A 20,885-nucleotide genomic window follows, 5' to 3' on the forward strand; every position below is an offset into this window, starting at 1 on the left:
ATCCGGCATCCACCTTCGATACAGCGCAAACAAGGCGCAAAAAAAACCGCCAGGGCTTGCGCGCTGGCGGTTTTGATCATGCGGCCGAAGCCGCAGTCAGGCGAATCTGAAGGAAATTAAGCGGCTGGCGCTTCGTTGCCTTCAGCAGCTTTCATCGACAGTTTCAGACGGCCGCGGTCGTCCGTTTCCAGAACTTTTACACGCACCAGCTGGCCTTCTTTCAGGTAGTCGGCCACGGCGTTGACGCGCTCGTTGGCGATCTGCGAGATGTGCAGCAAGCCGTCTTTGCCTGGCATGACTTGCACGATGGCGCCGAAGTCCAGCAGTTTCAGCACGGTGCCTTCGTAGGTCTTGCCCACTTCGACGGAAGCGGTCAGTTCTTCGATGCGGCGCTTGGCTTCCTGGCCGGCAGCAGCGTCAACGGAAGCGATGGTGACCACGCCTTCGTCGCTGATGTCGATCTGGGTGCCCGTCTCTTCGGTCAGCGCGCGAATCACGGCGCCGCCCTTGCCGATCACGTCACGGATTTTTTCCGGGTTGATCTTGATGGTGATCAGACGCGGTGCGAAATCGGACAGTTCGGTTTTGACGTGCGGCATGGCTTTTTGCATTTCGCCCAGGATGTGCTCGCGACCTTCTTTGGCTTGCGCCAGTGCCACTTGCATGATTTCCTTGGTGATGCCCATGATCTTGATGTCCATCTGCAGCGCCGTGATACCGTTGCGGGTACCGGCTACCTTGAAGTCCATGTCGCCCAGGTGATCTTCGTCGCCCAGGATGTCGGACAGCACGGCAAACTTGCCGCCTTCCTTGATCAGGCCCATGGCGATACCTGCCACGTGTTCTTTCATCGGCACGCCGGCGTCCATCAGTGCCAGGCAGCCGCCGCACACCGATGCCATCGACGAGGAACCGTTCGATTCCGTGATTTCCGATACCAGACGCACCGAGTAGCTGAACTCTTCAGCTGCTGGCAGGGCGGCGATCAGCGCGCGCTTGGCCAGGCGGCCGTGGCCGATTTCGCGGCGTTTAGGCGTACCGACACGGCCCGTTTCGCCGGTGGCGAACGGAGGCATGTTGTAATGCAGCATGAACGAATCGGTAAACTCGCCCATCAGCGCATCGATCTTCTGGCTGTCGCGGGCGGTGCCCAACGTTGCCACGACCAGCGCTTGCGTTTCGCCGCGCGTGAACAGGGCCGAACCGTGGGTGCGTGGCAGCACGCTGGTGCGGATCGAGATCGGACGCACGGTGCGCGTGTCGCGGCCGTCGATGCGTGGCTCGCCGTCCAGGATTTGCGTACGCACGATTTTCGCTTCGATATCGAACAGGATGTTGTTCACTTCAGCGCTGTCAATCGACGCGCCGCCAGCGGCAGCCGCTTCGGCCGACAGGTCGGCGATCACTTCCGACGTCGCTGCTTTCAGCTTCGCCGTACGCTCTTGCTTGTCCTTGGTTTGATACGCGTCATTGATCTTGGCGTTGGCGAAATGCGCGACGCGGGCGATCAGTGCTTCGTTTTTCGGCGCAGGCGCCCATTCCACTTCCGGCTTGCCGCCGTCACGCACCAGGTCGTGAATCGCGTCGATGACGACTTTCATCTGGTCGTGGCCGAAGACCACGGCGCCCAGCATGATTTCTTCGGACAGCTGTTTCGCTTCCGATTCGACCATCAGCACGGCCGTTTCGGTACCGGCGACAACCAGGTCCATTTCCGACGTTTTCAGTTGCTGAACGGTCGGGTTCAGGATGTACTGGCCATTCGCGTAACCGACGCGCGCGGCGCCGATAGGACCGTTGAAAGGCACGCCCGATACGCACAGGGCGGCCGATGCGCCGATCATGGCGGCGATGTCCGGATCGATTTCAGGGTTGACCGACAGCACGTGAATGATGACTTGCACTTCATTCAGGTAGCCTTCCGGGAACAGCGGACGGATAGGACGGTCGATCAGACGGGAGGTCAGTGTTTCTTTTTCGGAAGGACGGCCTTCGCGCTTGAAAAAACCGCCCGGGATTTTACCGGCAGCATAGGTTTTTTCGACATAATCAACCGTCAAAGGGAAGAAATCCTGGCCTGGCTTGGCATCTTTGCGTGCCACCACCGTTGCCAGAACGACGGTATCTTCGATCGACACCAGCACTGCGCCGGATGCCTGACGTGCGATTTCGCCGGTTTCCAGGGTCACTTGGTGTTGACCGTACTGGAAGGTTTTCGTAACTTTGTTAAACATGGGGTATCCCTTTTCTAATTGCCGACAGATTTTCAGGGGCTGTCGTTCACCTCACCACAGGCGGCGGAACATCGTTGCCGCCTTTACTACTTTACTTTTAAAACATGATATCGGTAGAGAATACTGCACTTACCGATAAAAATCCGGAATTCAAATGACAAAATGCCCGCGTCAGCGAACTGGCGCAGGCATTTCTGTATAAACCTTGTACGGCAAAAATTACTTGCGCAGACCAAGTTTAGCGATCAGGTCGCGATAACGGGTAGCGTCTTTAGCCTTCAGGTAGGACAACAGGCTCTTACGACGGTTGACCATCATGATCAGGCCGCGGCGGGAGTGGTGATCTTTCGAGTGGGCTTTGAAGTGGCCGTTCAGTTCGTTGATGCGAGCTGTCAGCAGTGCAACTTGCACTTCAGGGGAGCCGGTGTCGTTTTGACCACGTGCGTTGTCCGCGATGATAGCGGCTTTGTTGATGTTTTCTACTGTCATGATAAACCTTTCACATGCGGTGCACAGAGTCTGAACCCTATCCACCGTGAACTACGATTATTAAAATACTGGCCTATGCTGCCAACCAGACGCGCAAGTATATCGGAAAAATGCCCGCCTGTATCCTGCCGTGCGCGCTTTTCTCGGTGCATGATAGAGTTTTCCTGCATTTCAGGAGGTCAACCATGAAAAAACTGCTCAAATCAGCAACACCGCTGCTGTTTGCCGCGCTGGCCGGCTGCGCCAGCTGGAACGTCCCGCCACCCCAGCCGGGTGAAGCGCGCGCCGCCGTGGAAGCGCGCCTGGGCCGGCCAAGCAATATCTATCAACTGCCCACCGGTCCCGAGCTTGAATACGCCACGGGGCCATATGGCCAGTACACCTACATGGCCCGCTTCGGCCCCGACGACAAGTTGATTTCCTACGAGCAGGTGCTCGACACGCCAGGCTTTGCCCGCATCAAGGTGGGCGTATCGACGCAGCAAGACGTGCTGCACACCCTGGGCCGCCCGACGGAAACCTCCTACCTGTCGCTGCCGAAACTGCACGTCTGGTCTTACCGCTACAAGGAATCGGGCGTGTGGGATTCCATGATGCACGTGCACTTCGACCATGACGGCATCGTGCGCATGATGATGAACGGACCCGATCCGGCCAAGGAAGAGCGGCGCTTCTTCTGGTAGTTAGCGCCCCCTCACGGCTGGGGATCGATCCGCTCATCCTTGGCGTGTAATTTGTTCAATGCCGAGAAATACGCCTTGGCCGACGCGACGATGATGTCCGGGTCGGCGCCCACGCCGTTGACGATGCGCCCGTCGCGCGACAGCCGCATCGTCACTTCGCCCTGCGACTGCGTGCCCGTGCTGATGGCGTTGACGGAGAACAAGACCAGCTCGGCACCGCTGGCGGCCGCGCTTTCGATGGCGTTGACCGTCGCGTCGACGGGGCCGTCGCCCTGCCCTTCGCAACTGCGCTGCACGCCGCCGACGAGAAACTCCACGCGCGCATGCGGTACGGCGCCCGTCGTCGATTGCTGTGTCAGGGAAATGAAACGGTAGTGCTCACTCTCCTGCGCCTGCTGTTCCTCGCTGACGAGGGCCATGATGTCTTCGTCGAAAATCTCGGATTTCCGGTCGGCCAGCTCCTTGAAGCGCAGGAAGGCCGCGTTGACTTCCGCCTCGGATTCGAGCGCAATGCCCAGCTCGTGCAGGCGCTGTTTGAAGGCATTGCGCCCCGACAATTTGCCAAGGACGATCTTGTTGGCGGTCCAGCCCACGTCTTCGGCGCGCATGATTTCATACGTTTCACGCGCTTTTAAAATGCCATCCTGGTGGATGCCGGACGCGTGCGCGAAGGCGTTCGCGCCGACGACGGCCTTGTTCGGCTGCACGGCAAAGCCCGTGATCTGCGACACCATTTTCGAGGCCGCCACGATCTGCGTCGTGTCGATCCCCACCGTCAGGTTGTAATAGGCGGCGCGCGTGCGCAGCGCCATCACCACCTCTTCCAGCGCCGTGTTGCCGGCCCGCTCGCCGAGGCCATTGACGGTACACTCGATCTGCCGCGCGCCGCCGATCATGACCCCGGCCAGCGAATTGGCCACCGCCAGGCCCAGGTCATTATGACAATGGACAGACCAGATGGCTTTATCGGAGTTCGGTATGCGTTCGCGCAAGCGCTTGATGGTGGCGCCAAAGATTTCCGGCACGGCATAGCCCACGGTATCGGGGAAATTGATGGTGGTGGCGCCCTCGGCGATCACGCCTTCCAGCACGCGGCACAGAAAATCCTCGTCGGAGCGGCTGCCGTCTTCGGGGCTGAATTCGATGTCGTCCGTGAACTGGCGCGCGTAGCGCACGGCGTTTTGCGCCTGCGTCAGCACTTGCTCTGGCGTCATGCGCAGCTTGATCTGCATGTGCAGGGGCGAGGTGGCGATAAACGTGTGGATGCGCTTGCGCTCGGCAGGTGCCAGCGCTTCGGCGGCGCGGGCGATGTCGCGGTCGTTGGCGCGCGACAGCGAGCAGATGGTGGACTCGCGCACGGCGCCGGCAATCGCCCGTATCGACTCGAAGTCGCCTTGCGAGGCGGCGGCGAAGCCCGCTTCGATCACGTCGACCTTCAGGCGTTCAAGCTGCTTGGCGATGCGCAGCTTTTCCTCGCGCGTCATGGAAGCGCCCGGCGATTGCTCGCCGTCGCGCAAGGTGGTGTCAAAAATGATGAGTCGGTTGCTGGTGTTCATGGCTGCTCCTGGCTGGCTGAAGACTGGCGACGCTACCGACTCAGCGCATCAATGCTCGGGGTCGGTCTGGATGATGCTGACGGGCTTGCCCTTCGCCATGCGCCAGAAAAACACGGCGTAGCCGGACAGGCCATAGGCGACGAAAATCGGGAACAGCACTTTCGGCGGGTCGATGGAAATGAGCGCGAAGAACAATGCCAGCAGGAATACCACGATGAAGGGCACGGACTTGCGGAAATTCACATCCTTGAAGCTGTAGAACGGCACGTTGGTGACCATGGTCAGGCCGGAGAACAGGGCGATCGTCCACGACACCCAGGCCAGCTGGTTGCCGGCAAATTCCAGGTCGTTCATCAGCAGGATGAAGCCGGCCACCATGGCCGCTGCCGCCGGGCTGGGCAAGCCCTGGAAGAAACGCTTGTCGACCACGGCGATATTCGTGTTGAAGCGGGCCAGGCGCAAGGCGGCGCCGGCGCAATACACGAAGGCGGCCAGCCAGCCCAGCTTGCCCATGCCGCGCAGCGACCATTCATAGATCACCAGCGCCGGCGCGGCGCCGAACGAGACCATATCGGACAGGCTGTCGTACTGGGCGCCAAATTCGCTCTGCGTATTCGTCAGGCGCGCGATGCGGCCGTCCAGGCCGTCGAGGATCATGGCGATGAAGATGGCCCAGGCCGCGTGTTCGAATTTCTGGTTCATGGCCATGACGATGGCGTAGAAGCCGCAAAACAGGGCTGCCGTCGTGAAGGCATTCGGCAACAGATAGATGCCGCGGCGGCGCAAGGTTTTCTTGCCACTGCCATCGCTCACCGGCTGGCGCACGAATTTGCTGAAGCGGGACGCTTTGGATGTTGCGGGAGTGCCGTTCTTGCCTCTACGACGGGGGAAGTTTGCCATGTTGTTCCATATCTTGTGTACTGCGGGGGAATCGGTGCCAGATGGCGGGTGCATGACTGTCATGGCATGCGCCCGCCGATATTGCCATTATAGAGGAGCCACCGCCAAAGAAAAGCGCGGCGGCGTCAAGCCGGCAATATTGACGCCTGTTCAAGCATTATTTGAACTTGACCTTCGCCACCAGGCCCATGTTCAGGGTCGTTTCGCCCGGCTCGAAGCTCGGTTCGGCCACCTGGCTGCCGCCATAGCTTGCAACGTCGGCGCTCATGTTGCGCGCGCCGGTCACATTGACGCGCTGCGCGTAATTGCCCGAACCTTCGAAATCGATGGTGTCGATCACGGCGTCACTGACGTTGCGCCCCATGGCGCCGGCGATGGCGGCCACGCGCTCGTTGAGGTTTTTGTAGGCGGCGGCGATGCGCTGATCGTCGAGCTTGCGGATGGTGGCGGGCGCCAGGCCGAAGTTCAAACGGTTCAGGGTCAGCACGCCTTGCGCCGCGGAAACAGTTTTCGGCAAGGCGGCCAGGTTGGTCGTCGTTACCTGCAGGTACTGGCCCACTCGCCAGCCGGTCGGCACTCTGGGCTTGGCGGCGACGCCAGGCGGCAGCGGCGCCGTTTCCGGGTACACGGCATACGTGTAATAGCCCTGGGTTTTCAGCACGGCTTGCGGATCGGCCTTCTTGACGATGGCCGCGCCCTGGTTCATCTTCTGGTTCACGCGCGAGGCGGCGGCGGCCTTGTCCTTGTCCTGCTCTTCGATGGCCAGGGTGACGGTCACCTGGTCGTTCGCATGCACCACTTCGCCGTTCGCGGGCACCACCACGAGGGTGCCGGAGGTGGGCAAGGTCTGGGCTTGGGCGCTCAGGGCAACGGTAGCGGCGGCTGCGGCCAGCAGTGATTTCATGACGGTCATGGTGTTCTCCTGGAAAATAATGGGGCAAAAACAAGCATGGGGCCAACAGCCCCATGATTTTTAAAACATGCTAAGGTGGAAATACTTCCACACTATTGAACTTACTTGAACTTGACCTTGCCGACGACACGCATGTCGAGCGTCGTTTCGCCCGGCTCGAAGCTCGGTTCGGCGACGGTGCTGTCTTCAGCCATCTTGGCGCTGCGCATCATCATCGGTGCGGCGGCGGCACGGTTTTCGGTGACATAGTTGCCCGAACCTTCGAAGTCCACCGTATCGAGCACGGCGTCGGAGACGTTGCGGCCCATGGCCTTGGCGATGGCGGCCACGCGCTCGTTCAGGTTTTTGTACGTGGCGGCGATGCGCTGGTCATCGAGCAGGCGGATGGTTTCCGGCTTCAGGCCGAAATTCAAGCCATTCAGGGTCAGCACGCCTTGCGCCGCCGACACGGTTTTTGGCAGCGACGCCAAGTTGGCCGTCGTCACTTCCAGGTACTGGCCGACACGCCAGGCCGTAGGCAAACGCGGCTTGGCCACGGCGCCAGCCGGCAATGGGCGCTCTTCCGGATACACGGGATAGGTGTAGTAGCCGTACGATTTCAGCGCTGCCGACGGGTCGGCCTGCTTGACGATGGCGATGCCCTTGTTCATCTTCTGGTTGACACGCGACGCGGCCGCGGCTTTGTCCTTGTCCTGTTCTTCGACGGCCAGGGTAGCGACCACCTGGTCATTGACATGCTTGACTTCGCCAAACGCGGGTACGACCACCAGGGTGCCGGAAGTCGGCAAGGATTGAGCTTGTGCGCTCAGGGCAACGGTGGCTGCGGCGGCAACAAGGACGGATTTCATCACGGTCATGGGGTACTCCTAGGTAGTTAATGTGGCTGACAGCCAGCGAACGGGGCGCTTTTGGCACCCCTTTCACCTGAGAAACTTGTCAAACTGTGTAGATTCTAACGCCTCATTCATTCCCGTGGCGCAAATTAACAAATCGTCACAAAATGCGCTTGCCAGTCACATCTGCTCACATTTCAACACGCTGTCATCATAAATAACAATGTTATTAGTGGCCTACGACTGCGCCACCGCTGCGCCGGCCCGGCTTGAAACTGTGGCGGTGGGCGCACCAGGCGATGGTCAACGCCACCAGCAGCAAGGCCAGCATGGCCCACGGGAACGATGCCGCGCCATAGCCGTCGAGCAGCATTCCGCCCGCCAGGCCGCCACCGGCGATGGCCACGTTCCAGATGGTCGCCACCATGGCTTGCGCCACGTCCATGCCGTCGCCGGCCGCATCCGCCGACGCCGTCTGCAGCAAGGTGCCGGCGCCGCCAAAGGTGATGCCCCAGATGGCCATGCTGACATAGATCACGGCAGGCGAGTCCATCGCCAGGCCCAGCGCCACCATCACGAGGGCCAAGGCGGCGATGCAGCCCAGTACGAGCGGACGCAGCCAGCGGTCGATCAGCTGGCTGACCAGCCAGATACCGGCCAGGGAACCCACGCCATACACGAGCAGCACCAGGTCGACGCGCGGGCGCAGGCCGGATGGCGCCAGGAACGGCGCGATGTAGGTATACAGAATGTTATGCGCCAGCATCCAGGCGACGATGACGGCCAGAATCGGCCGCACGCCCGGCGTCAGGAACACCTGGCGGATCGACAGGCGCTCGCCATTCTTTTGCCCCGGATAATCGGGTACGACCAGCAGCACCCACGCGACCAGCACCACAGCCAGGCCCGACATGATGCCGAAGATGCTGCGCCAGCCCAGCACGCCGCCCATCAGGGTGCCCAGCGGCACGCCCAGCGACAGAGCCAGCGGCGTGCCGATCATGGCAATGGCCATCGCCCTGCCCTGTTGTTCGACGCTCACCATGCGGCGCGCGTAGCCGGCCATCAAGCCCCAGGCCAAGCCAGCGGCCATGCCAGTGACGAAGCGCGAGGCCAGGGCAACCATATAGTTGGGCGACAGGGCCGTCGCCGTATTGAAGATCAAGAAACCGATGATGGCCAGCAGCAAGACATTGCGCCGGCGCCAGCCGCTCGTCAGGGCCGTCAGCGGGATCGCCGTCAGGATGGAGCCGATGGCGTAGACGGTCACCAGCTGGCCCGTCATGACTTCGGAAATATTGAGATCATGGGCAATCTGCGGCAGCAAGCCGGCCGGCAAGGTTTCGGACAGGAGGGCGAGAAACGCCGTCATGGCCAGGGCCAGCAAGGCCAGGACGGGAAGCCGTTCGGAAATGGAAGATTCTGCAGTGCCCGGCATGGGTACTGTGGCGGTAATGCGGTCAGTCATAGGGGTCCTTCAGGTTGCCAAGCGGCTGATCATTTAGCGCCTGGCGTGCTACAAAAGCGGTGATGCGCGTTGCGGTCGGCAGATACCGAAACAGATGCAGTCCATGTGAAACTGCAAAGGAAGGGCGGGATTATATAGGAATATAAAAAACAGGAGGCGGGCGAAAAGCGTGCGCGCCAACGTGCGCGCCAAGACAGCCGTGCTTACGCTGGCGTCATGCAGGCATCATTGGCCGCCTTGCGTGGCGAAAACCAGGCATTCGATTTCGGACTGTACAGCAAGGCACAGATGACGGCGAACAGGAGCGCGCCAGGCAAGACGTGCATCTTGACCGGCAAGGTCGCCAGGCAGAACGCAATGTCGATCACGCCCCACACCAGATACACAGTGCGCGCGCCACGCTGCCTTTGCAGCATGGCCAGCGCCGCCACCAGGTTAATGCTCATGCTGAAAAGCAAAATCGCGTATTGCGCCTCGGCGGAAATCACGCTGTGCGCCATCCCGGCCAGCATGGCGGGATCGTTGCGGCCGAGGTAGGACGAGACCAGCGCTGACAGCGAGCCGAAAATCAGAAACCAGCAGCTGATGGTCACCAGGAAGGGGCGCTTGAGCACATGAAGATTCCCGACAAAAACTTTAGAAAAAACAAGCATGGTGCGCACGGTAGGATTGAATGGGCCTGATTGTAACGGATGTTGCCTGCCAAACGATGCGCATAAAAAAAGCCGGCTTGCGCCGGCTTCTTGTGATGCACTACAACTGCTTAGTTCTTCGACTGGTCAACCATCTTGTTCTTGGCGATCCAAGGCATCATGGCGCGCAGTTTCGCGCCCACTTCTTCGATCTGGTGCTCGGACGTCAGACGGCGGCGCGAGATCAGGGTCGGTGCGCCTGCCTTGTTTTCCAGGATGAAGCTCTTCGCGTATTCGCCCGTTTGAATGTCTTTCAGGCATTGACGCATCGCATCCTTGGTGGCCGACGTCACAACCTTAGGACCGGTCACGTATTCGCCGTATTCGGCGTTGTTCGAGATCGAGTAGTTCATGTTGGCGATGCCGCCTTCATAGATCAGGTCGACGATCAGTTTCAGTTCGTGCAAGCACTCGAAATACGCCATTTCAGGCGCGTAGCCCGCTTCCGTCAGGGTTTCGAAGCCGGCCTTGATCAGTTCCACGGCGCCGCCGCACAGCACGGCCTGTTCGCCGAACAGATCCGTTTCGGTTTCTTCACGGAAGTTCGTTTCGATGATGCCGGCACGGCCGCCGCCGTTGGCCGAGGCGTACGACAGGGCGATATCGCGGGCGATGCCCGATTTATCCTGGTACACGGCGATCAGGTGGGGCACGCCGCCGCCCTGGGTGTAGGTGGCGCGTACGGTGTGGCCTGGCGCCTTCGGCGCGACCATGATCACGTCCAGATCGGCGCGTGGCACGACTTGGCCGTAATGCACGTTGAAGCCGTGGGCGAAGGCCAGGACGGCGCCTTGCTTGGCGAACGGGGCGATGTTTTCGTTGTAGACCTGGGCGATGTTTTCATCTGGCAGCAAGATCATGATGACGTCGGCCGCTTTCACGGCGTCGTTGACTTCCGCTACTTTCAGACCGGCTTGCTCGACCTTGGTCCATGAAGCGCCGCCCTTGCGCAGGCCGACGGTGACGTTGACGCCCGAATCGTTCAGGTTTTGTGCGTGTGCATGGCCTTGCGAACCGTAGCCGATGATGGCAACGTTTTTGCCTTTGATCAAGGAGAGGTCAGCGTCTTTGTCGTAAAAAACTTTCATGGTATTTCCTATAATTTGATGATGCGTTGTTGTTTTAAATGCGGCGCCAGGGCCGCTTAGTACTACTAGTCTTTTTATACTTTGAGGATGCGTTCGCCGCGGCCGATGCCGGAACCACCCGTACGGACGGTTTCCAGGATGGCGGCGCGGTCGATCGAATCGATGAACGCGTCGAGCTTGACCTTGTTGCCGGTCAGCTCAATCGTGTACGTCTTTTCGGTGACATCGATGATGCGGCCACGGAAGATATCGGCGGTGCGCTTCATTTCCTCGCGCTCCTTGCCCACGGCACGAACCTTGATCAGCATCAACTCGCGTTCGATATGCTGGCCTTCGGTCAGGTCCACCACTTTCACCACTTCGATGAGGCGGTTCAAGTGCTTGGTGATCTGCTCGATGATGTCGTCCGAGCCGCTGGTGACGATGGTCATGCGCGACAGGGTCGAGTCTTCCGTCGGCGCCACGGTCAACGTTTCGATGTTGTAACCGCGTGCCGAGAACAGGCCCACCACGCGCGACAGGGCGCCCGCTTCGTTTTCCAGCAAGACAGAAATAATATGGCGCATGATTAGAGGTCCTCCGAGCCGAGCATCATTTCGGACAGGCCTTTGCCGGCTTTCACCATGGGCCACACGTTTTCGGACTGGTCGGTAATGAAGTTCATGAATACCAGCCTGTCTTTCATGCCAAACGCCTCTTTCAGGGCGCCGTCGACGTCGCCCGGTTTTTCAATTTTCATGCCCACGTGGCCGTACGCTTCCGCCAGCTTCTCGAAGTCGGGCAGCGAATCCATGTATGACTCGGAATAGCGCGAACCGTAATCGATTTCCTGCCACTGGCGCACCATGCCGAGGAAACGGTTGTTGAGCATGATGATCTTCGGCGTCAGGTGATACTGCTTGCACGTTGCTAATTCCTGGATGCACATCTGGATCGAACCTTCGCCCGTGATGCAGGCAACGGTGGCGTCCGGATTGGCCATCTGCACACCCATGGCGTATGGCAAGCCGACACCCATGGTGCCCAGGCCGCCGGAATTGATCCAGCGGCGCGGCTTGTCGAAGCCATAGTATTGCGCGGCCCACATCTGGTGCTGGCCCACGTCGGACGTGATGAAAGCATCGCCCTTGGTGATCTGGAATACCTTTTCCACCACCGATTGCGGCTTGATGACCAGGTCGGAAGTCGGGTATTTCAGGCATTCGCGGCCACGCCATTCGGCGATCTGCTTCCACCAGTTGCTCAGGGCATTGACGTTCGGCTTGGCTTCGGCCGCGTCGAGTTGCGCGAGGAACTCGATCAGCACGTCCTTGACGTTGCCGACGATGGGGATATCGACCTTGACGCGCTTGGAAATCGACGATGGATCGATATCCACGTGGATGATCTTGCGCGGATGCGAGGCGAAATGTTTCGGGTTGCCGATCACGCGGTCATCGAAACGGGCGCCGATGGCGATCAGCACGTCGCAGTTCTGCATCGCCATGTTCGCTTCATAGGTGCCATGCATGCCGGGCATGCCGACATACTGCTCGCTCGAGGCGCGGTAGCCGCCCAGGCCCATCAAGGTGTTGGTGCACGGGAAACCCAGGCGGTCAACCAGCTTGTTCAGCTCGGGAGCCGCATGCGCGAGAATCACGCCGCCGCCCGTGTAGATCATCGGGCGTTCGGCTTGCAGCAACAGTTGCACGGCCTTGCGGATCTGGCCCGAGTGGCCCTTGTCGACGGGACGGTAGGAACGCATCTCGACTTCCTTCGGATAGTCGAAATGGCATTTGTGCATGCTGATATCCTTGGGGATATCGACCAGCACGGGTCCCGGACGGCCGGTACGGGCGATGAAGAAGGCTTTCTTGATCGTCGATGCCAGGTCCTTGACGTCCTTGACGAGGAAGTTGTGCTTGACGACGGGGCGCGTGATGCCGACCGTGTCGCATTCCTGGAACGCATCCTGTCCGATGGCGTGGCTCGGCACCTGGCCGGAGATCACCACCATGGGAATCGAGTCCATGTACGCGGTGGACAGGCCCGTGACGGCATTCGTGACGCCCGGACCGGACGTGACGATGGCGACACCGACTTTGTTCGAGCTGCGCGAATAGGCATCGGCGGCGTGGATCGCGGCCTGCTCGTGGCGTACCAGGATATGCTGGAATTTGTTTTGCTGGAAGATGGCGTCGTAGATGTAGAGTACGGCTCCGCCCGGGTATCCAAAGACGTGCTCGACGCCCTCTTCAGCCAGACAGCGCACGACAATTTCTGCGCCGGTAATGGGTCCTGCTGCTGCTTCGGTATTCATGAAACATTCCTTTCAAGGTCCATTGGAGATTGATCGGATGTTCTTTCCTGACGAAGTTCGCCGTGCGCGACAGTGCTCCTGCTTCCCTTTTCATGCGGTCACGACATTTCTTTGGGCACCCATAGATACCTTACAAAACAACGCTTAACGCAACTCGTTTGGCCGGAGTTTCTGTGGCGCCTGCACGAACCGCTCGCGCTTGTGGCGCGGGTTAGAACAAACTGCCTACAAATGAAAGCGCGTCTTGCCGCGGATGGCCTTGTGTGCCGGTCGCGACCTGACCATAGGGCTTTGGGGTGTTCAAAGCGTCCCATACGTTATCGCGTTGCACCATTATGGTCAAGGAAAATGTCAGTCGAAAGGCCAATTCGCCCGCACGCCGTGCAAAAACCCTGCGGAAACGCACATTTTTTGCTAGCATGCACGGGGTTGCAAAAAGCATACCCGCCCCAATTCGCCCACCGCCCCCGCAGCCGCTAAGATCCCCAATACCGCATGGCAACAGACAAAGAATTATCCGACTTTCTAGAAAATGTCGAGCGGCGCGCTTTCAAGCAGGCCGCCTACGCGGTCCGCAAGGAAGAATCGGCACTCGACATCGTGCAGGACGCCATGATCAAGCTGGCCGAAAAGTACGGCGACAAGCCGGCCGCCGAGCTGCCGATGCTGTTCCAGCGCATCTTGCAGAACACCATACTCGACTATTTCCGCCGAGAAAAAGTTCGCAACACCTGGGTCAGCCTGTTTTCCGGCATGAAGCCCTCGGGCGACGAGCATGAAGATTTTGATATACTTGATACTTATGAATCGGAACAGGGCTCCAGCGCCGCCGAATCGTCGGCCGACCAGGTCGAACGCGCGCAAATGCTTGATTTGATTGATGCAGAGGTACAAAAACTGCCTTCACGTCAACGCGAAGCCTTCCTCATGCGTTACTGGCAGGACATGGATGTGGCTGAAACAGCGGAAGCGATGGGTTGCTCCGAAGGTAGCGTGAAAACACATTGCTCTAGAGCTACCCACACGCTCGCCGAATCGCTGAAAGCCAAGGGAATTAAATTATGAACACCGACGATCTCAATTTCGCTTACAAAGTGCGCCATGCACTGAACGAAAAACTCGACGACCTGCCCGCATCGGCCACCGATCGCCTGGCGGCGGCACGCAAGCTGGCCCTGTCGCGCAAGAAGGCGGACGCGCCCGCCGCCGTCGCCGTACGCAAGGATGTCTTCGCCGGCATCGCCAGCAGCCTGTTCGTCGAGCCGCTGTCGTGGCTGGGCCGCATGAGCGTCATCATCCCCCTGCTGCTGCTGGTCGGCGGCCTGGTGGGCATCTATCAGTTTGAGCAGGAACAACATATTGCCGAACTGGCAGAAATCGACGCCGCCGTGCTGTCGGACGAATTGCCGCTCTCCGCCTATATGGACCATGGCTTCAACGCCTACCTGACGAAACGCGAGCAATAAATGGCACGCACGAGCGTACGCAAAGGCTGGCTGGCTGGCGGCATCGGCCTGGGTGCCTGCGCCCTGGCGGGCGCCGCCTGGGTAGGCGCGCAGCAACATGCCGCCCCCGCCGCCCCTCCCGTGGCCGCCGCGCCCGTGGTGGCGCCGGCCCCGGCCGTCAAGCCCGGCTCGCCCCGCACAGCCGGCAAAGGCGGTACGCCCAAGGCGGGCGAGAATCCATCGTGGAACAAGCTGTCGCGCGCGCAGCAGGAAGCCCTGCAGCCGCTGGCGGGCGAATGGAACAAGCTGGAAGCCTTGCGCAAGCAGAAATGGCTCGATATCGCCAACCGTTTTGCCTCCATGACGGCGGACGAGCAAACCCGCGTGCATGACCGCATGCGCGAATGGGTCAAGCTGACGCCGGAACAGCGCCGCCTCGTGCGCGAAAACTATACGCGCACGAAAAAGATTGATCCGGGTCAAAAAACCGCGCAATGGGAGCAATACCAGCAATTGCCGGAAGATCAAAAGAAAAAGCTGGCGACGGAACTCGTGCCGAAAAAACCGCTGGGTAAAGTGCCCGCGATCAATTCGAATACGAGCAAGCCGCCCGTGATTCTGCCACCCGCCACGCCGGCAGCGCCTGCCGCCGCCGCGCCCGTCCTGCCGCCCGCTCCCGCAGCGACGGCCGTGCCGGCAGGCGATCCTGCCGCCACCACACCACCCGCCGCCGCCGTGCCCGTCACGCCACCTGTTACGCCTGCCCCACTGCCAAGCAATGTCAAATAGCACGCCTGCCGCCAGCACCACTTCCCATCCCACGATCAAGCGCCGCCTGATTTCCATGGTCTACGAGTCGCTGCTGGCCCTGGCCGTGCTCTTTTTACCGTTCCTGCTGTTTGAACTGGCCGTGCAAGGCGCACATACGCCGTTGACGGAACACATGCGCCAATGCCTGGCCTTCCTCGTCATGGGCGCGTATTTCATCCATCAGTGGAGCCGCGAAGGGCAAACCCTGGCCATGAAGACGTGGCGCCTGAAAGTCGTGCTGCCGGGCCACGCCCACGTGCCGCTGCGCGTGGCCGCCTACCGCTACGTCCTGTCATGGATGTGGCTGCTGCCCGCGCTCGTGGCGGCGTATGCCTTCGACCTGCAGCACTGGACAGCCCTGGGCGCCATCGGCGTCGGCATCCTGGCCTGGTCTGGCACAGCCCTGTTCACGGGCAATGGGCAATTCCTGCACGACAAGCTGGCGGGCACGCAAATCGTGCAATTGCCGGCACCGGCGAAGAAGTCGAAGAAAGTCGCCGCCTGAGTTTTTATGCGGCTTGACCTGGGTCATTGAAGCGCCACGGGGGCTCTGCGATCATGGCATGCCATGAATAATACCGCCCCCCTCCCCCACACACGCTTCGCGCCCTACCGCGAGGAAGTCTGCAGCGAAGACGAAGTCAAACACCTCGTCCACACCTTTTATGCGGCCGCGCGCGACGACGCCATGCTGGGCCCCATCTTTGCCGCCGAGGTCAAGGATTGGGATGCCCACCTGGCAACATTGGTCGATTTCTGGTCAGGCTTGCTGCGCGGCACCATGCGCTACCACGGCAAGCCGCTGGCCCAGCACGCGCAAATGGAACACCTCACGCCCTGCATGTTCCGCCGCTGGCTGACCCTGTTCTTCGCCACGACGGAAAGCATGGGCAATGCGGCCCTGCAAGAGAAGGCCGATACCATCGCCTTGAATATCGCCGAACGGCTATGGAAAAGCTTTGCGGAAAGCCATTCCATCGTGGCGCCGCAGCTTTAGAATCGCTCGTAACCCTGCAGGTAGCGCCACTGGCCTGACGGCATGGCGCCCATCGAAATGCGGCCGATGCGCAAGCGTTTCATGGCGACGACGTCCAGTCCCACCATCTTGCACATATGGGCGATCTGGCCCGGCTGCACGTTTTTCAGGGCAAAGCGCAAGCGCGTTTCATTTTGCCAGCTGACCTTGATGGGCGGCAAAGGCTTGCCATTGAAGGGCAAGCCGTGATTCAGCAGCGCCAGGCCATTCTCGGCGATGGCGCCCGACACTTCCACGATGAATTCCTGCTCCACCGTTTTCGCTTCGTCGACCAGCTTGCGGGCCACGCGAAAATCCTGCGTAAACACCAGCAAACCGGAGGCCATGGTCTCGAGCGGATTGGTGATGGTCAGGCCGATCAGATGGCGCTTGAGAAAGCGCGTAACGGAGCTGGGCGCCACATTTTCCGGCGTGAAAATCTCTTCGGGACGCAAACAGCTCAATGCCGGCTTGCCTTCGCTGCCGACGCCGCCGTTGATCCCGGCCGGCTTGTGCAGCAGAATCGTCACGGGCGGCATTTCTTCCAGGGTCGCGTTCGGCAGCAGCACCACCGTTTGATTGTCGGCCACGCGCGCGCCCGACTCTTCCACCAGCACGCCATCGACCGTGACCCAGCCGCCCTCGATATACAGCTCGGCCTCGCGGCGCGAACAAGGTACGTCTTCAGACAGGCGCTTGGCCAGGCGGACGGTGGGCATTTCGATTGGTGTGGTCATGGGGAGGCGCAAAAAGCAAGGGAGGAGAAAGCCGGTATTGTAACCGACCCGCTCCTCCCCTTTTGTTGACGTTGTTGCTGACTGCCTGGTGGTTGTCGGATTACGCTGCGCTAATCCGACCTACCCGAGCTACCGGCTGTTGCTGGTAGTTGTCGGATTACGCGCTTGCGCGCTAATCCGACCTACGCGGCGGTGGCGAATATGGTAGGTTGGATTAGCGGAACGCGTAATCCAACAATCAGGCCGTGGCCTTGGCCAATTCCTCGGCAAAGAAACGGTGGCCCATCTCTTCCAGGCCCAGGGTCTGCAGCACTTCCTGCAGGCGTTCAGTCGGACGCTGGCGCGGCAAGTTCTTGTAGCTGGCGATGATCAGTTCATTCTTCATCGAATGCTCCCAGCCCACCAGTTCCGTCACACTGACCTGGTAGCCATGGGCTTCCAGCTGCAGGCAGCGCAGCACGTTGGTGATCTGGCTGCCGAACTCGCGCGTGTGCAGCGGGTGGCGCCACAATTCCGTCAAGACGTTCTTGCCCAGGCTCTTGCCCTTGTTCTTCTTCAGCACGGACGCGACTTCCGCCTGGCAGCATGGCACCAGCACCATGAATTTCGCCTTCTTTTTCAAGGCGAAGTGGATCGCGTCATCGGTGGCCGTGTTGCACGCGTGCAGGGCCGTGACGATATCGATCTGCTGCGGCAATAAATTCGATTCCGTCGATTCGGCCACGGACAGCGGCAGGAACGACATGCCGGGGAACTTGAATTTCTTCGCCAGCTCTTGCGAGCGCTGCACCAGCTCTTCACGCGTCTCGATGCCGTAGATGTGCGAACCGTCGTTGCCGTTCTTGAAGAACAGGTCGTACAGGATGAAGCCGAGATACGACTTGCCGGCGCCATGGTCGACCAGGGAAACGCCGGGGTGGTCGAGCTGCACTTCACGCAGCAGCGGCTCGATGAACTGCGTCAGGTGATACACCTGCTTGAGCTTGCGGCGGCTGTCCTGGTTCATCTTGCCGTCGCGCGTCAGGATATGCAATTCCTGCAGCAAGGCGACCGACTGGCCATCCTTGATCTCGGGCATGTTGCTGGCGGCCGTGATGACGTCTTTCGGCGCAGCGGCTGCGGTGGCGGCGGGTGCCGCGCCCTTAGCGCGCTTCATCGATCCACGCCATCTGTATCGCTTCGAGCACTTTTTCGCCGCCGCGCGTGTGGTCATCGTCGAAGCCGTCCAGTTCCACCACCCAGTTATGCAGGTCGGTGAAACGCACGGTCAGGGGATCGATGTCCGGATGCGTGTCGAACAAGGCTTCGGCAATCGCGGTGATGTCGGACCATTTCATCTTAGTGGCTGCCTTCGCTGACCTGGTTGATCGTGTATTTCGGGATTTCGACGACGAGGTCGGCGTCGGCCACGATGGACTGGCACGACAGGCGCGACACGGCTTCCAGGCCCCAGGCCTTGTCCAGCATGTCTTCTTCCAGTTCCGTCGCTTCGTTCAGGGAGTCGATGCCTTCGCGGACCAGCACATGGCACGTGGTGCAGGCGCACGATTTTTCGCAGGCGTGCTCGATGTCGATGTCGTTTTCCAGCAGGATGTCGCAGATGGACTTGCCGGCAGGGGCTTCGATGACGGCGCCGTCCGGGCAAAGCTTGGCGTGCGGCAGGATAACGATTTGTGGCATGGTTTCTTCTTTCAGTCTGTCATTCGGAGCGCGGCCGCAGTTTCGGCGGCGCGCTGTTCAATTAGTCTTGTACGACCTGATCCAGCGATTTGCCGGTGAGAGCCGTGCGCACGCTGCGGTCCATGCGGCGCGAGGCGAAATCCTCGGTGCCGTCGGCCAACGCTTCAATCGCCAGCTTCAAGGCCTGGTGGTCGATGGCGCCGCTCTGCGATTGGGCGATGGCGTCGCGCACGCGCTGCATCAAGGCGTCGACGGTGACGCGCTCGGCGTCATCGAGCAAGCCGCCGTCTTCATCGAGGGCCGACTGCGTGGCCAGCAGGATGCGTTCCGCTTCCACCTGCTCTTCGCGCAGCGCGCGCGCCACCATGTCGACGTCGGCCGACGTGTACGAGTCCTGCAGCATGCGGGCGATGTCGTCATCGCCCAGGCCGTAGGCCGGCTTGACGCTGATCGACGCTTCCACGCCCGAGCGCAGCTCGCGCGCCGAGACGGACAGCAAGCCGTCCGCATCGACCTGGTAGGTGATGCGGATGCGCGCGGCGCCCGCCACCATCGGCGGAATGCCGCGCAATTCAAAACGCGCCAGCGAGCGGCAGTCGCTGACCAGTTCGCGCTCGCCCTGCAGCACGTGCACGGCCAGCGCCGTCTGGCCATCTTTAAACGTCGTGAATTCCTGCGCACGCGCGCACGGGATCGTCGAATTACGGGGGATGATCTTTTCCACCAGGCCGCCCATGGTTTCGATGCCGAGCGACAGCGGGATCACGTCCAGCAGCAGCCAGTCGTCGCCGGCGGCGCGGTTGCCGGCCAGCAAGTTCGCCTGGATGGCGGCGCCCAGCGCCACCACTTTGTCCGGGTCGATATTCGCGTGCGGCGTCGTGTGGAAGAATTCGCTCACGGCGCGCTGCACGTGCGGCATGCGCGTGGCGCCGCCCACCATCACCACGCCGTCGACGTCGTCCGCATCCACGTTCGCGTCGCGCAGGGCTTTCTTGATGGCGTTCATGGTCTTGGCCACCAGGTGCTGCGTCATGGCGGCAAAGTCCGCTGCCGTGATGCGCAGGTGGATCTCTTCGTCCGAGTTCAGCTTGGCGTCGATCGTCGTTTCCGACTTGGTCGACAGCAATTCCTTGATCTCGCGCGCTTTCACCATCAGGATGGCCGTGTCTTCGTCCGACAGGGGCGCCAGCTTGGCGTGCTCGCTGATCCAGCAGAACAGGCGGCGGTCGAAATCGTCGCCGCCCAGCGCCGAGTCGCCGCCCGTGGACAGCACTTCGAAGACACCCTTGCTCAGTCTCAGGATCGAGATATCGAAAGTGCCGCCGCCGAGGTCATACACGGCGTACACACCTTCGGAAGCGTTATCGAGGCCATACGCGATGGCGGCGGCCGTCGGCTCGCTCAGCAGGCGCAAGACATTGATGCCGGCCAATTGTGCCGCATCTTTCGTGGCCTGGCGCTGCGCGTCGTCAAAGTAGGCCGGCACGGTGATCACGGCGCCGACCAGGTCGTCGCCCAGCGAATCTTCCGCGCGCTGGCGCAGGGTGGCGAGGATTTGAGCCGACACTTCGACGGGGCTTTTCACGCCGGCCACGGTTTTCAGCTGCACCATGCCAGGCGTATCCTGGAAGTCGTAGGGCAGGTTTTCCGCGTAGGCGATGTCGGCCAGGCCGCGGCCCATGAAGCGTTTCACGGAAACGATGGTGTTCTTCGGGTCGGTCGTTTGCGCGGCCAGGGCCTTGTAGCCGATGTTGGCGTGGCCGTTCGGCAGGTAGCGCACGACGGACGGCAGCAGGGAGCGCCCGTCTTCATCGTTGAGCACCTCGGGAATGCTGTTGCGGACGGTGGCGACCAGGGAATTGGTGGTGCCCAGATCGATGCCGACGGCCAGGCGGTGCTGGTGCGGCGCGGTCGACATGCCTGGTTCGGAAATTTGCAGAAGTGCCATTGTATTCGTGCCTCGATTAATTTTTTGCGTGGTGCTGCTGATGCCTGTCGCGCATTATAAGACGCGCGCCAGACTGGCGCTTGGCACGCCGGTCA

At 60.7% G+C, this 20,885-nt stretch carries 22 protein-coding genes; 6 read left to right on the plus strand and 16 right to left on the minus strand.

The genetic code is table 11. From position 1 onward, the window contains the following. Window positions 1-116: 116 nt before the first annotated feature. Both pnp and rpsO read right to left on the minus strand, forming a co-directional pair. Entirely contained in the window at window positions 117-2,234 is a 2,118-nt protein-coding gene (gene pnp, locus HWE17_RS07940) for a polyribonucleotide nucleotidyltransferase (protein WP_010399742.1), read from the minus strand. A gap of 219 nt (window positions 2,235-2,453) precedes the next feature. After that, complete coding sequence (rpsO, locus tag HWE17_RS07945; protein ID WP_010399743.1) at window positions 2,454-2,723, minus strand: 30S ribosomal protein S15; 270 nt, start codon at window positions 2,721-2,723, stop codon at window positions 2,454-2,456. A 185-nt stretch (window positions 2,724-2,908) separates the two neighbouring features. Between rpsO and bamE the strand changes: the two genes are divergently transcribed. Next, window positions 2,909-3,406 carry an outer membrane protein assembly factor BamE gene (gene bamE, locus HWE17_RS07950; protein WP_035820545.1) on the plus strand — a complete coding sequence of 166 codons (498 nt, stop codon included), beginning with the start codon at window positions 2,909-2,911 and terminating at the stop codon, window positions 3,404-3,406. Between the two features lie 11 nt (window positions 3,407-3,417). Here the strand turns inward: bamE and HWE17_RS07955 are convergent, their stop codons facing one another. The 9 genes from HWE17_RS07955 to HWE17_RS07995 form a co-directional block, all read right to left on the minus strand. Further along, the gene (locus HWE17_RS07955) at window positions 3,418-4,962 is read right to left on the minus strand and encodes a 2-isopropylmalate synthase (RefSeq protein WP_176388396.1); all 1,545 of its coding nucleotides are present in this window, start codon (window positions 4,960-4,962) and stop codon (window positions 3,418-3,420) included. A gap of 48 nt (window positions 4,963-5,010) precedes the next feature. Continuing rightward, a complete protein-coding gene (pssA, locus tag HWE17_RS07960) occupies window positions 5,011-5,862 on the minus strand; it encodes a CDP-diacylglycerol--serine O-phosphatidyltransferase (RefSeq protein WP_176388397.1) in 852 nt (283 codons plus the stop codon). A 157-nt stretch (window positions 5,863-6,019) separates the two neighbouring features. Then, the gene (locus HWE17_RS07965) at window positions 6,020-6,775 is read right to left on the minus strand and encodes an SIMPL domain-containing protein (protein WP_176388398.1); all 756 of its coding nucleotides are present in this window, start codon (window positions 6,773-6,775) and stop codon (window positions 6,020-6,022) included. A gap of 101 nt (window positions 6,776-6,876) precedes the next feature. After that, window positions 6,877-7,632: an SIMPL domain-containing protein gene (locus HWE17_RS07970; protein ID WP_152249903.1), complete on the minus strand. Its 756-nt coding sequence runs from the start codon at window positions 7,630-7,632 to the stop codon at window positions 6,877-6,879. A gap of 205 nt (window positions 7,633-7,837) precedes the next feature. Then, the gene (locus HWE17_RS07975; protein WP_081922520.1) at window positions 7,838-9,076 is read right to left on the minus strand and encodes an MFS transporter; all 1,239 of its coding nucleotides are present in this window, start codon (window positions 9,074-9,076) and stop codon (window positions 7,838-7,840) included. A 203-nt stretch (window positions 9,077-9,279) separates the two neighbouring features. After that, window positions 9,280-9,690 (minus strand): hypothetical protein, encoded by a 411-nt coding sequence (locus HWE17_RS07980; RefSeq protein ID WP_035820558.1) that lies wholly within the window; start codon window positions 9,688-9,690, stop codon window positions 9,280-9,282. A 149-nt stretch (window positions 9,691-9,839) separates the two neighbouring features. Further along, window positions 9,840-10,856: a ketol-acid reductoisomerase gene (gene ilvC, locus HWE17_RS07985; RefSeq protein ID WP_034750044.1), complete on the minus strand. Its 1,017-nt coding sequence runs from the start codon at window positions 10,854-10,856 to the stop codon at window positions 9,840-9,842. Between the two features lie 74 nt (window positions 10,857-10,930). Continuing rightward, entirely contained in the window at window positions 10,931-11,422 is a 492-nt protein-coding gene (ilvN, locus tag HWE17_RS07990; protein WP_010399754.1) for an acetolactate synthase small subunit, read from the minus strand. Window positions 11,423-11,424: 2 nt separating this feature from the next. Then, window positions 11,425-13,155, minus strand: a complete 1,731-nt coding sequence (locus tag HWE17_RS07995) for an acetolactate synthase 3 catalytic subunit (protein ID WP_051958867.1) — start codon at window positions 13,153-13,155, stop codon at window positions 11,425-11,427. Between the two features lie 495 nt (window positions 13,156-13,650). Here HWE17_RS07995 and HWE17_RS08000 point away from each other — a divergent pair, with 495 nt between their 5' ends. The 5 genes from HWE17_RS08000 (at window position 13,651) to HWE17_RS08020 (ending at window position 16,407) form a co-directional block, all read left to right on the plus strand. Then, window positions 13,651-14,220, plus strand: a complete 570-nt coding sequence (locus HWE17_RS08000; protein ID WP_034750048.1) for an RNA polymerase sigma factor — start codon at window positions 13,651-13,653, stop codon at window positions 14,218-14,220. Next, window positions 14,217-14,621, plus strand: a complete 405-nt coding sequence (locus HWE17_RS08005; RefSeq protein ID WP_035820561.1) for a DUF3619 family protein — start codon at window positions 14,217-14,219, stop codon at window positions 14,619-14,621. Before HWE17_RS08000 ends, HWE17_RS08005 begins: the two co-directional genes overlap by 4 nt. Beyond that, complete coding sequence (locus HWE17_RS08010; RefSeq protein WP_176388399.1) at window positions 14,622-15,389, plus strand: DUF3106 domain-containing protein; 768 nt, start codon at window positions 14,622-14,624, stop codon at window positions 15,387-15,389. Next, the gene (locus HWE17_RS08015; RefSeq protein ID WP_176388400.1) at window positions 15,379-15,915 is read left to right on the plus strand and encodes an RDD family protein; all 537 of its coding nucleotides are present in this window, start codon (window positions 15,379-15,381) and stop codon (window positions 15,913-15,915) included. The genes HWE17_RS08010 and HWE17_RS08015 overlap by 11 nt, the downstream gene beginning before the upstream one ends. A gap of 63 nt (window positions 15,916-15,978) precedes the next feature. Continuing rightward, on the plus strand, window positions 15,979-16,407 hold the full coding sequence (locus HWE17_RS08020) for a group III truncated hemoglobin (protein ID WP_176388401.1): 429 nt from the start codon (window positions 15,979-15,981) through the stop codon (window positions 16,405-16,407). Here HWE17_RS08020 and HWE17_RS08025 read toward each other — a convergent pair. From HWE17_RS08025 to hscA, 5 genes are all read right to left on the minus strand, one after another. Further along, entirely contained in the window at window positions 16,404-17,162 is a 759-nt protein-coding gene (locus tag HWE17_RS08025; protein WP_035820567.1) for an rRNA pseudouridine synthase, read from the minus strand. The genes HWE17_RS08020 and HWE17_RS08025 overlap by 4 nt on opposite strands. Before the next feature lie 238 nt (window positions 17,163-17,400). Next, on the minus strand, window positions 17,401-18,240 hold the full coding sequence (locus HWE17_RS08030) for an SAM-dependent methyltransferase (RefSeq protein ID WP_254788904.1): 840 nt from the start codon (window positions 18,238-18,240) through the stop codon (window positions 17,401-17,403). A 64-nt stretch (window positions 18,241-18,304) separates the two neighbouring features. Further along, a complete protein-coding gene (iscX, locus tag HWE17_RS08035) occupies window positions 18,305-18,499 on the minus strand; it encodes a Fe-S cluster assembly protein IscX (protein WP_034750067.1) in 195 nt (64 codons plus the stop codon). A gap of 1 nt (window position 18,500) precedes the next feature. Further along, window positions 18,501-18,842, minus strand: coding sequence for an ISC system 2Fe-2S type ferredoxin (gene fdx / locus HWE17_RS08040; protein ID WP_099400364.1), 342 nt, complete (start codon window positions 18,840-18,842; stop codon window positions 18,501-18,503). Between the two features lie 61 nt (window positions 18,843-18,903). After that, window positions 18,904-20,790, minus strand: a complete 1,887-nt coding sequence (hscA, locus tag HWE17_RS08045) for a Fe-S protein assembly chaperone HscA (protein ID WP_176388403.1) — start codon at window positions 20,788-20,790, stop codon at window positions 18,904-18,906. Window positions 20,791-20,885: the final 95 nt, after the last annotated feature.

Origin of the sequence: Janthinobacterium sp. BJB401 (assembly GCF_013372745.1) — a bacterium.
Taxonomy (GTDB): Bacteria; Pseudomonadota; Gammaproteobacteria; order Burkholderiales; family Burkholderiaceae_D; genus Janthinobacterium; species Janthinobacterium rivuli.

Excerpts from the sequence above, each read along its gene's own strand:
- pnp (WP_010399742.1), bottom strand. The coding sequence starts at position 2,234 with ATGTTTAACAAAGTTACGAAAACCTTCCAGTACGGTCAACACCAAGTG.
- rpsO (WP_010399743.1), bottom strand. The coding sequence starts at position 2,723 with ATGACAGTAGAAAACATCAACAAAGCCGCTATCATCGCGGACAACGCA.
- bamE (WP_035820545.1), top strand. The coding sequence starts at position 2,909 with ATGAAAAAACTGCTCAAATCAGCAACACCGCTGCTGTTTGCCGCGCTG.
- HWE17_RS07955 (WP_176388396.1), bottom strand. The coding sequence starts at position 4,962 with ATGAACACCAGCAACCGACTCATCATTTTTGACACCACCTTGCGCGAC.
- pssA (WP_176388397.1), bottom strand. The coding sequence starts at position 5,862 with ATGGCAAACTTCCCCCGTCGTAGAGGCAAGAACGGCACTCCCGCAACA.
- HWE17_RS07965 (WP_176388398.1), bottom strand. The coding sequence starts at position 6,775 with ATGACCGTCATGAAATCACTGCTGGCCGCAGCCGCCGCTACCGTTGCC.
- HWE17_RS07970 (WP_152249903.1), bottom strand. The coding sequence starts at position 7,632 with ATGACCGTGATGAAATCCGTCCTTGTTGCCGCCGCAGCCACCGTTGCC.
- HWE17_RS07975 (WP_081922520.1), bottom strand. The coding sequence starts at position 9,076 with ATGACTGACCGCATTACCGCCACAGTACCCATGCCGGGCACTGCAGAA.
- ilvC (WP_034750044.1), bottom strand. The coding sequence starts at position 10,856 with ATGAAAGTTTTTTACGACAAAGACGCTGACCTCTCCTTGATCAAAGGC.
- ilvN (WP_010399754.1), bottom strand. The coding sequence starts at position 11,422 with ATGCGCCATATTATTTCTGTCTTGCTGGAAAACGAAGCGGGCGCCCTG.
- HWE17_RS07995 (WP_051958867.1), bottom strand. The coding sequence starts at position 13,155 with ATGAATACCGAAGCAGCAGCAGGACCCATTACCGGCGCAGAAATTGTC.
- HWE17_RS08000 (WP_034750048.1), top strand. The coding sequence starts at position 13,651 with ATGGCAACAGACAAAGAATTATCCGACTTTCTAGAAAATGTCGAGCGG.
- HWE17_RS08005 (WP_035820561.1), top strand. The coding sequence starts at position 14,217 with ATGAACACCGACGATCTCAATTTCGCTTACAAAGTGCGCCATGCACTG.
- HWE17_RS08010 (WP_176388399.1), top strand. The coding sequence starts at position 14,622 with ATGGCACGCACGAGCGTACGCAAAGGCTGGCTGGCTGGCGGCATCGGC.
- HWE17_RS08015 (WP_176388400.1), top strand. The coding sequence starts at position 15,379 with ATGTCAAATAGCACGCCTGCCGCCAGCACCACTTCCCATCCCACGATC.
- HWE17_RS08020 (WP_176388401.1), top strand. The coding sequence starts at position 15,979 with ATGAATAATACCGCCCCCCTCCCCCACACACGCTTCGCGCCCTACCGC.
- HWE17_RS08025 (WP_035820567.1), bottom strand. The coding sequence starts at position 17,162 with ATGACCACACCAATCGAAATGCCCACCGTCCGCCTGGCCAAGCGCCTG.
- HWE17_RS08030 (WP_254788904.1), bottom strand. The coding sequence starts at position 18,240 with ATGCCCGAGATCAAGGATGGCCAGTCGGTCGCCTTGCTGCAGGAATTG.
- iscX (WP_034750067.1), bottom strand. The coding sequence starts at position 18,499 with ATGAAATGGTCCGACATCACCGCGATTGCCGAAGCCTTGTTCGACACG.
- fdx (WP_099400364.1), bottom strand. The coding sequence starts at position 18,842 with ATGCCACAAATCGTTATCCTGCCGCACGCCAAGCTTTGCCCGGACGGC.
- hscA (WP_176388403.1), bottom strand. The coding sequence starts at position 20,790 with ATGGCACTTCTGCAAATTTCCGAACCAGGCATGTCGACCGCGCCGCAC.